The following is a 10,896-nucleotide window of genomic DNA, read 5'->3' as shown; positions in this document are numbered from 1 at the left end:
TGGTGTTATTTCTAGGGGTTGCCATGGCTATCAGATTGTCACGTGAAGAACGCGCTGCCGGTTTCAATCGGGGGGCCTCGCAGTTGCCCCCGTTGAGCCCGGCGTTTGTGTACGAGGCCGATGCGGCGAACTGGGCCCATCTGCAAATTGGCCAGCGACGAGATGTCGAGTACGGCGGGGTGATTGTGCGCAATGCCGCAGGGGAGTTTTTTGCCACCCAGCCATTGGCGGGCAAGGACATGCAGTTCGATTTGCGCGATGTGTTGGGCCTCGGCAGCGATGGCGAGTATCTCCAGCCATCGGGCTATACCTGTGTCGCCAACTACCATTCGCACCCGGCGCAGCATGCCTTGATTCTGAGTAAAAACCCCAGTTTTGATGAGCGCATGGCCAAGGCGTTCCTGGGTTTTCTATCCGGAACTGATTTTTACCGGGATGTACACGACCGCCATTTTTTTCCGTCCTCTTATCTGTCTGGCCCGGATGGCTCGCTGATCCGGCACACGCCCACCGGCTCCCGGGAAGAGCGCAGCTTCGCCCTGTGGGTGCAAGCTGGAAAGCCGCCCGACAACCCGGTGGGCGTGTACGGCGGGTTTGACCAGTTCGTCAAAAAGATCTCCACGTTCGGCTCGCTCAGCCTGGTTGTGCCAACTGCGTTATGGGGCGGCTCGGTAGGGCGGGTACCGGCGGATTGGGTCGTCTTCGAACCGTTTTCGTCGTCGGCGTTGACCGAGCAGCCGCTGTTCACGGCCATTTGTGCAGAGGCGTCGTTGGCGGTGACGACGGCGCTTTCCACGCCGCTGGCACAGGCGTTACAGCCTTACGTTGGCGTGGTGCTCAAGCACATCAGCGAGGACCGCTATATCGCGACCCTGGCCGTGTCCAAGCGCGAGCCGTTGTTTGCGCTGGACCCACTGTTCCCCAAAGGCGCCGACGACGCGTGGTTATTGCCTGCCCAGTTCCGCCTGGAGGCCATTTACTTCAGTGACTGGCATGAAAAAGATGCAAGGCCGGCAAAGGAAGACTGGCTGGCCAGCGCGTTTTTTTCCCCGGCCCAGGTGGTGGCCGCGATTCACCAAGGCCAGGGCACGCAGGCGCTGCACAACCCCAGCCGTGGCCTTGACCTCTACATGCGGGCATTGGATGAATCACTGCTCAAACTCAAAGTACCTTCCGCAACGCTCGCCACTGAACTCTTCAAGCGTGGCTCCGACGGCGCGATCAACGACAACGGTGCCCAGGCGGCGTTGCTCGCCGGCACGCTGACCCCACGTAACTACCTGCGCAGGGTGATCGACGCCACTGACTTGTGGGTGGTGCAGGCTGGGCACTTATGGCGTGAGGTCGGGCGAGTGAGCAAGCAAACCGCTCTGTTGATGCCCAAGGATCCGCTGGTCTTGAGTCGAGCATTCCTCTCGGCGCGTGATGCGGCAATGTATGCCCATGAACAAATCGGCAATCAACGTAGCCTCTATTACGGCGGATATGTGCTGAAGGGGGCCGACGGCCAGTTCGTGATCACGCCGCCCCTGCGCAGCGCAGAGAATCCGTTTGCGTCCACGCTGTTTTTCCCAATGGGGAGCGAGGGTGCGCTGATCCCTGCGGAACACTATGAGCTGCACGCACGCTATGGTTCACATGTAGCGCTGTCGATGGTCGAACCCAATTGGGTCAAGCGCCGAAACTGGACGTGGGAAGAAGCACTGATCAACCTGCAGGTGTTCTCCGATGACGAGATGCATGACGTCATCTCGGCGGGGCGAGTGGCTTATCTTTCCGGGGCTCAGGACTGTTTGTTGGAATACACCCCCAGCCATTCGCCCGAGGAGGACCTGTTGCTGGCCAACATAGGGCCTGCGGCCGGGGAAAACCGGCTTGGCCGTCGACTGGATCGCGCAGAGATCAAGCCGGTCGACTGGGTGCAACGCCTGGCGGTCGCGGGAGAATTCAAAATTATCCAGGGCAGCCCGTTATGGGGCCCGCGCGGCGTTGTCTACAGCGACTGGACGCCCAACTTCACCTACGCACCCAGTTTCGACCCGCCTGAGTACGTGATTTATGGCGGTGTGTTTTCCAGCGCTGACGACGCGGCCCGTGATTTGCATCGCCGGGTGCACTCACGCAATCTTCCTGCCCAGGCGTACTTTGCCTATTTGCTCAAACGCAAGGACAAGGCCGAATACGTCGCCACGGAGGCGGTAGGCGCTGTTTTCACCGGCGACCTGTTCAAACTTGCAAGCTTGTTTTCTCTAACCCCCTCGGGCAAACCTATGTTGCCCGAGGGGTTTGAGTTGCACGCCTTGTTTCGGTCGCAGCAATGGTCACCTGCGTATCTGAGTACGGCGAGTAGCTGGCTGACGCTGTATTTCGTCACGCCCGACGTGTTGTATTCAGCGCTCTATGAAGCCAAGCGTGATCAAACCCACAGCTTGCCTATTTATTTATCGACGCTGGATGGCGCGTTATTGCGCTACCTGCCTCCTGAGCTCGACCTCAAGGTCGACGGTGAGGCGAACAAACTGATCGCACTGGCGCGGACGCAGTTGAGCTCGGGCGTCAAGAAGCCTGTGGACTTTGTTCGGGACTGGGCCACCAGGGGCGAGCTGCAGGTGGTGCGCCCCAGCCAGTGCTGGGACAAGCCCGGTCGGGTCAGTGCAACCTGGTCGGGCTATCAAACGATGACTGCGCGCCGCATGAGCCCTGCTTATGGCTCGCCCGATGACGCCGCGCGTCACGCCTTGGCCTCTATCGGCGGGGCGTTTCACCGCGCGTATGGCGGCGTCATTCTCCGGCTCAACAATGGCTTATATGTGGCGACCGAACCCTTGGTGGCGCCGCCTCGGGGGTTCACCCTGGACTGGATCTACCCTGACCCCGCTGTTGCCGTAGGGCTCTACCCAGGGGGCAGTACTATCGTAGCGCGCTACCGATCCCTGCCGGTTCAAGAGGTGCAGCTGTTGCTCTCGGCCACGCAGAAAGCGGTGTACCAGAGCATGATACCCAGCGCCGTGCTGGCGAATCTGATGCGCAAAGAGATCCACATCACGCGCGAGTACGTATTTGGCGCCAGCGGTTCGATTCTCAAGTACCAACTTTCGCATTCCGAGCAGGAGGATCGGTTGAAACGCCAGCTGGTTGCATTGGACCTCGTCAAAGGTGATCTGGCCGATAACGCCATCGAGCAACAGATCCGCGATGGCGCACTGTCGCCGCAGGCATTTATGAACACCGTGGCCGAAGCCGGCATCTTGCACGTGGTGGAAGGCGACAGCCTGTGGGGTACCCCCAGGCGCTTGAAAACCGGGTTTGCGCTGAACCAGTACCGCCCAAAACCGCTGGAAATCCGACAGGTCAATGCCGATTCACCGTGCGGCCCGTTGTTTACCCGTGCCTTTGATGCCGTGCGCCACGTTCAACGAGACTACGAGCCACAGGTGCAAGTTGCCATGGGTTACGTCCTCAAAGCCGTGGGGCGTGAGTTGTATATGGCCACGCTACCGTTGGTAAGAGACGACTACGACAATCTAAAAACCGTGTTTATCGGCGGTCAATTACCCCAGGGCTATCTATTGGATGGCTTGTACCTGTGTGCGTCGACCGACAACATCGCGGCAGCCGGGGACGAAATGGCCGGGCATTTCTTTTCACCGCAACCCATCGCCAAAGCGATGGTGTTCATGACCGCGGTACGTAATGGAGGGGTCTTGCCGTTGTATCTGCTGTGTGCAGACGGTGCATTACTGCGTTATATCTTGCCCAAGACGGCGCCTGCGGATGCATGGTTGAGAAAAGTGGGTCAGGACTATGTGCAACTGCGCGATGGCTCGTTGAGTGTGCGTGACTATGTCCGTCAACTGGCTGCGATAGGTGAGTTGGAGATAAGGGTGACCAGTGAGATCTGGCGCCGAAAGGAGCGCGTGGACGCGCAATGGTCGCCCAGGCGAGTACCGCATAAATTTGCCGATGATCCCCATTTCGTCTCATTTTGCGGGCCGCTGTATTTCTACCCCGATGACGCAGCGCGCTACGCCCAACGATTGATCGGGGCCTATGCCGGCAAAGCGTACCTGGGCGCGGTGCTGATGCCGCCAAAAATTGCCGGGTTCGTCGCTATTGACCCGGTGGAGGACCGTCCCGGCTTTGGTGACAGTACGCTGGAGGCGCTGTTCTGGAAGGGCCATGCCGGGTTTGACCTCCCGCCTGGCAATGTGCTGCGAAATTACAAAATCGCGGCGGTGCATGCTTTCTTCAAGTCCATTCCCTCCACGACCAGCCGGAACTCGGTCGACATCAGGCTGTTGCCTAATTTTGTCTCCAGTGACGACCTGAACAGCTATGTGTTGGTGGTGCTGGATAATTGGCCCGACGCCACGAGCATCTACCTGTCCTGCCAGGGAGGCGGTTTGCTTAAGTACGTACCTGCGTTAACGGCGGCAGAAACGGCAATGCTCACTCGCCGGCCAGTGCCGCCTCCCAGCCTTCTGCTCAGCGAGTTGAATAGCTTGGGCAGTCTGTCAGTCCTGGTCACCGATCACTTCTGGAACGCGCGGGGGCCTTTGGCGGACACGCGCGCAGAGGTGGTCGAGGCCGGAAGCGAGCCTTGGTATGGACACCAGAAGGATGAGCTTTGACGTTCAGCGCTCAGGCCCTGGTCATGGCGCAGCCGAGCGCACCGATCAGGCGCGTGATACCAAACGTGGTGCGGGGCGGCACTGCGCTGGTTCGCGCCGGCTCTGCAATATGTAACGCCTACGGCGCATGCGAGCGATCAGGATGATCGAACACTTTTCGCTTTGTTCAAGGAGCCTTCATGGACGACTTCCTCCCCCGTACGCCACGCGCCGCACGCCTGCCCGGCCATAGGCGGCTGGGCACAATCACGCCGGCATTTATCAGCCCGGATGACGCGGCCCGCTACCTGCACGCAAGAATCGGCAGCCGCAGCGATCTCGAATATGGCAGCGTCATTTTTCAGCGCTTGTCGGACCAGTTGTACGTAGCCAGCGAGCCGATTGCCGGCCAGCGGACATCATTCAGTTTCGACCAGGTGCTGGAGCGTGCGGCGAACAATCAGTTCCTGCATCCGCAGGGCTACAAGATTGTCGCGAGCTTGCACTCACACCCCGACGTGTCGGCCGAGATCCAGCAGCGTAACCCCAAATGGTCGGCGACGGAGGTCAAGGCATTTACCAGTTTTTTCTCTGCCATAGACATCGCGGCCAACCATGGGATGAGTGCCACTACGCCCATGGCTTACCTGTCCGGCCCGGACGGCGCGTTGCTGCGCTATCGGTTCAGCTACTCCAAGGACGAACTCAATTACGCGCTGTGGTTGCACAACAATGGGCCTTTCAGTTCGCCCCATGCCTATGACGGCACCGTAAAAGGGTTCTTCAAGAAACTGGCCGAGGTGGGGCAATTGCGCTTCGTGATGTCCAGCCCTTCGTGGGGCGATTCGGTGGGTGATGTTCCCGTCGACTGGCAACCGACCAAAGCTTTCGTCGCCGCGCCCCTTCCGTTGGCCTGCGGCCCGGTCTTCGGCGACCGGCATCAGGCCCTGTCTTATGCCTGGACGCAAATCCAGCGCGCGCCGACCCTTGCACAACAGGTGCTCATCCTGCAGCGCGACGGGCACTCGCAGTACCTGGCCGCCGAGCCCGAGCCACAGAGCGCAAGCTTTGAACCCCTGCCGACGCTGCCCGAGGGCACTCGCCTGCATGGCATTTACTTCCACTCAAGGCCGCTGCCTGGTCACTATCCGGACCTTGAGGCCTGGCTCTACCAACTGTTTGTCAGCCCTCTGGAACTGGCGCGGCACATTGCACGGTTCCGGCATTATGCCTTGGCCCCGGAGGCGGACGTTTCGCTGTACATCCGTCTGCGCGACGAAGCCGTCCTGCGCTACCGGTTTTCCGGCTCGGCGCTGGAGTCGCAGCTGCTTATCGAGTACGAGGACGGCACGGTTGGCGACAACGGCATCCAGGCCACACTGCACAACGGCTCGTTGTTGACGCGCGGCTTTGTCGGGCTGGTGGCCAAGGCCGGCGAGTTGAGCGTAGAAAAAACCAGCGCACTGTGGGACCGGCCCGGGGTCGTCGATGAGACGTGGTTGCCGTATTCGAAGGTAACCTTGCCATCCTTGAGCGCGGCGTTTTTAACGGCCGACGACGCCGCCCGTTACGCCCATCAGCAAATCGGCCCGCTGCGCGAGCAGGAAATGGGTGGGCTGATCCTGAAGCGCCGCGACGGGTATTTCGTGATCACCGCCCCCGTGGCCACCGGGCCGAGGCCATTTGCGTTTGCGTTTGCCGAGCTGTACCCGCTGGATCGCCAGAAAAAACCCATCATCCTCACCCCTGGGCATCGCCTGCATGGGCTTTATGGCTCGCGACGGGCATTGTCCCTGAGCGATACGGCCCCTACTGCCCGCTACAAATGGACGCGTGCCGATGTAGAACTCTACGGGCAGACGTTCCACGACCTTGATGTCGCCGACCTGCTGGCTGCCGAGTGTGCGGGCTATCTTTCCGGCGCCGACGACAGCTTGATTGCCCTGGCGCCTTCCACCACCTCAGCCGAGTGGCGGCAGTTGTGGCAGGCCGATGCGAAGGGCACCGACAGCGCGATTGCCAGAAGCCTTGCAGAGGGCATTCGAACCGTCGCCGATATAGTCAGGACCCTGGCCGAATGCGGCACGTTGCGCATTGTTGACGGCAACGCGCTGTGGGGGCCGCCCGGTTTCGTTGAACTCGATTGGGGGCCTGGCGAGCGCGTGCTGGAGTTTCAGCGGCCGGAGTCGGTCGGCCACGGTCCGGTTCTGCACAGCGCCGATGCTGCCGCCGACGATGTGTCGCGCTGTGAACTGCACAACCACGGCGAGCATTATGTCGATGTCTACTTTGGCTTCATTCTCAAACATGAAACACGCGAGGAGTATGTCGCCAGTCAACTGATCCCGGTCAATCGCAAGGCGGCCCTGCTGTCGCTTGCCAGCCTGTATGGCACGCAGCTGCCGGATGGCTTTGGCTGTCATGCCTTGTATTACGCTCGGCCGTTGGCGGGCAATGGCGCGACGCACTGGCTGCGACGGTTTTTTATTGCGCTCAAGGACCTGAGCGAAGCGATCGCTCAGGCACGGGCCAACGCCTACAGGTCGTCGGTTGGCGCGCCGATTTATATCGCGCCACCTGACGGCGCGCTGTTGTGGTACCAGTCGCCGTCGACGAGCGCGTTGTTCGAAACGCTCAACGACGGCGACGATGCGACGACACTGCAGGCCAAGCTCGATATAGGCACCACAGACCCGGTGAAGGTGGTGCGACACATCGCGACGTCGGGCAGTTTGCGGGTGATCCGCACGAGCCACTGCTGGGCGCGTTCGGGCCCTGTGGAGGCGCTATGGAACCCCTATGCGAACCTGCTGCGGCGGCGACTGAGCCCGACGTTTTTAACCATGGACGATGCCGCCCGTTATGTGCGCCGACGTGTTGCCCTTAACCTGGACCAGGCCTTCGGCGGTCTTATTCTGCGGCGTGATGACGGCTGGTTTGTCGCCACGGAGCCGGCGCGGCTGCTTGACGAAGTGTTCGACGTCAAATGGATCTTTCCCGATGAACTGGCCACTCGCGGGCTGTACCCGCCGCGCACGGTGGTGGTCGCCAGCTATCACTCACGGCCTGCAAGGCACTGGCCGTTCGTGCTGTCGCCTAATGAGTCGGCGGTATACAGCAATATGTTTTCCACGCGCGTGCTGTCCCAGGCCCTGCTGGGCGATCCGGTACGGCGCTACCACTATCTGCTGGCGCCGGAGGGCGCGGTGATTCGCTTGCGCTCGCGACCCGAACTGAAATACCCGGAAATCACCGAGGCTGACCTGATCGCCCGTCCGCACAACCCTCATAGTTGGTTGCGCGGGGCGCTGGAACAACGGATTCGCAGCGGGCAGCTGACGCCCAGCGAGTATGTCAATCGTGTGGCCCGGACCTTCGAATTGCAGGTGGTGCAGAGCAGTGCACTGTGGGGCGAAGCCGGCCCGGTCGGTGTCTGGAGCGCTTTTGCCGCACCGGCCCGTGGCGCCGGCAACTACGTGCACGCCCGCCAGGACCCGGTGTGTAGCCCGGTGCACGCCAGTGTGGATGACGCGGCGCGTTATGCGCATGAAATGGCTGGCGCGCGCAATGGGTTGCAGTTTGGCTATGTGTTGCAAGCCATGGGCAAGGAGCAGTTCGTCGCCACGCTGCCGGTCACCGATGATGGTTCGGGCCTGGCCCATCGTCGTGTGTTCTCGGATGCCGGATACCCGCACCGCTATGAATTGAGTGGGATGTACATCTGTGGGGCGTACACCGAAGATTTTCACCCAGGCGGGCTTTTTATCAGTGGCGACGAGATCTACCGTGGGCTGATCTCGCCCGTGACGCTTCAGGCCGCCACTTACCAGGTCAGTGCCACGGCCAAGCGGGCGGCGTTACCCCTGTACTTGTCATGTGCCGACGGCGCGTTGCTGAAGTTCACGGTGCGCAACGGGATTCTGTTCCGGCAGAACGACCAGATCATGTTGAGGCTTCGCTCGCTGACGCCACGCGCTTATATTCGGCGCATTGCCGCCGCTGGCGACCTGCGTATTCTGGTGCCCAGCGACAATTGGCCGGGCGTCGGCGTGGTGACCGCGCAGTGGCAGCCGGGGCGCTCGCGGGGCGTGCCGCCCGCCGGCGAAAATACCCGTGCGCTGGGGCCGATCCATGCGCACCTGGACGATGCGGCAGAGTATGTGCACCATCGCGTCGGGCGCTTCGAAGGCCAGCAGGCGATCAGTGCGCTGTTGGAGAGCATCGGCGGCAGCGACCACTACCTCCCGATGCTGGCAGAGGCGGACGAGGGGTTTCCTTCCGCCACCGCGGCGCGCCTGTTTCCGGCAGCGCTGGTAGGCATGCAACCGCAATGGACGCTGGCTTATCGGGTCAGCGCCGCACATTTGATTTTTCATGCCGGGTTGGATCAGCCGCAGTTGGGCGCAGAGCGTTCGTACCAAGTCAACTTTGTGTCGTGGCGCGAACTGGGCTTTTACCTGCACACCTTGAAGCAACAGGGGCTGCACATCAGCGGCTTTTACCTGACCGCCCGCGACGGCGCCTTGCTTGCGTATACCCCAAGCTTCAGCCGCGACGAATACAACCTGCTCGCCACCACTGGCAAATGGTCGGAGAGCGGCGGCTATACCTCGTTCGCCCCGGCGCCGTCCAGAGTGATCTCGGAGCTGACGCGCATCGGCGAATTGCGCGTGATCCGTCGTGGCGAGTTCTGGACCGCGCGTACCCGCCTTACCCCCGATCTGAAAATGCCGGATACATCCACTCAAAGGCCCGTAAGGGATGAGCTTTAACGCCTCTATGCAGAACCCGAGGCGGTCTCATCCCGATTGAAAAGACGCGCCAAGACCAGGCGATCCAGCACCCACATCAAAATCAGCGAGGCGCCAACCAACGGGAAGAGGACCGCCAGCCCCAGCATGATCACCATCGCGGATTTCCACTTGGGCAAGTCATGGCGCAGCGGCGGCACCCCCAGGCCGCCCTGTGGCCGGCGCTTCCACCAGATCACCACGCCACTGACCGCGCTGAGCAGGATCATCAGGCAGATCACCAGCACGATCAGCTGGTTGACCCAGCCGAACATCTTGCCCTCGTGCAGCATCACGCCGCTTTCGGTGGCGCGTGCGACGAGGTTGTAGTGTTCCCAGCGTACGTCGGCCAGGACCTTGCCGGTGTACTGGTCCACATGCAGGGTAGCGTCATTGCGCGGATCGTCGGCGAACACCGCAACCGTGAACACGCCTTGGGCGCTGGTGGGGAAGGTGATGCTGTAGCCAGGCTCGACATTGCGCGCGGTGGCAAGGTCGACGACTTGCTGCAGGCGCACCGTGGGCGCGGCCGGAGCTGAGTGCATAGCGCCATGGTTCATATGCTCGGCATGGTCGCCGGACATCGGCATCGGTGTATTTTCCATGGCCCAGGGCACGGTTTGTTGCGTCGCGGTGTTGAGCACTCGCGCTTGCTGGTCTGACTGCGGCACGTTGTTCCACATCGCTGCCGGGAAAGTGTTCCACAGATCGGCGTATTGCTTGCCCCAGAAGCCGGTCCAGGTCATGCCGCTGAGCAGCATCACCAGCAGCAGTGACGCGCCCCAGAAACCGGTGACTGCGTGCATGTCGCGCCAGAACACTCGGCCACGGCTGTTCAGGCGTGGCCACAGCACACCCGCCGAAGACTTGCCGCGCGGCCACCACAGGTACAGGCCCGAGATCACCAGCATCACGCCCCAGCCGGCGGCCAGCTCCACCAGGCGGTCGCCGACGGTGCCGATCATCAGTTCGCCGTGCAGCGCGCGGGCGATGGCTTGCAGGTTGTATTTGGCGTCCTGTTCACCGAGTACGGTGCCGCGATACGGGTCGACGAACACCGTCACTTCGCGGCCGCCGTTTTGCATCACGAATTGCGCGCTGTGGGTAGCGTCGGCGGGGGGCAGGTATTTGCTGATCGCGCCGTGGGGGTAAGCGGCCTGGGCGCGTTGCAGTTGCTCGTCGGCGCTCAAGGCGTGCTCGGCGGCGGGCACGGTGAGCAGGTCAGCGTACATGAGCGTGTCGAGCTGGGGTTTGAACAGGTAGATGATTCCGGTAAGCGCCAGCAGCACCATGAAAGGCGCGACGAAGAGGCCGGCGTAGAAGTGCCAGCGCCAGGCCAGGTTGTAGAAAGAGATTTTTTGGGTGCTCATTTGGGGCTCCGCAAGGCTTTGATTTTTTGTGTTCGTTACACCGCTATCGCAGCATAGGTATCTACACAACTTTCAGAGACTGACAATTCCTGTAGTGAGCGGGCTTGTCCCGCGCTGGGTGGCGAA

3 protein-coding genes are annotated in these 10,896 nt (G+C 61.4%); 2 read left to right on the top strand and 1 reads right to left on the bottom strand.

All coding sequences use genetic code 11. From position 1 onward, the window contains the following. Window positions 1-23: 23 nt before the first annotated feature. Both ACLH0H_RS06000 and ACLH0H_RS05995 read left to right on the top strand, forming a co-directional pair. Window positions 24-4,631, top strand: coding sequence for a DUF4329 domain-containing protein (locus ACLH0H_RS06000; protein ID WP_411381338.1), 4,608 nt, complete (start codon window positions 24-26; stop codon window positions 4,629-4,631). Between the two features lie 179 nt (window positions 4,632-4,810). Further along, window positions 4,811-9,382, top strand: a complete 4,572-nt coding sequence (locus tag ACLH0H_RS05995) for a DUF4329 domain-containing protein (protein WP_411381337.1) — start codon at window positions 4,811-4,813, stop codon at window positions 9,380-9,382. Between the two features lie 5 nt (window positions 9,383-9,387). Here ACLH0H_RS05995 and ACLH0H_RS05990 read toward each other — a convergent pair whose 3' ends face one another. After that, on the bottom strand, window positions 9,388-10,770 hold the full coding sequence (locus ACLH0H_RS05990) for a PepSY-associated TM helix domain-containing protein (protein ID WP_411381336.1): 1,383 nt from the start codon (window positions 10,768-10,770) through the stop codon (window positions 9,388-9,390). Between the last annotated feature and the right edge of the window lie 126 nt (window positions 10,771-10,896).

Origin of the sequence: Pseudomonas sp. MPB26 (genome assembly GCF_046605355.1) — a bacterium.
Taxonomy (GTDB): Bacteria; Pseudomonadota; Gammaproteobacteria; order Pseudomonadales; family Pseudomonadaceae; genus Aquipseudomonas; species Aquipseudomonas cedrina.
Note: the sequence above shows the minus strand (reverse complement) of the source record. Positions and strands in the feature narration are given on the sequence as shown.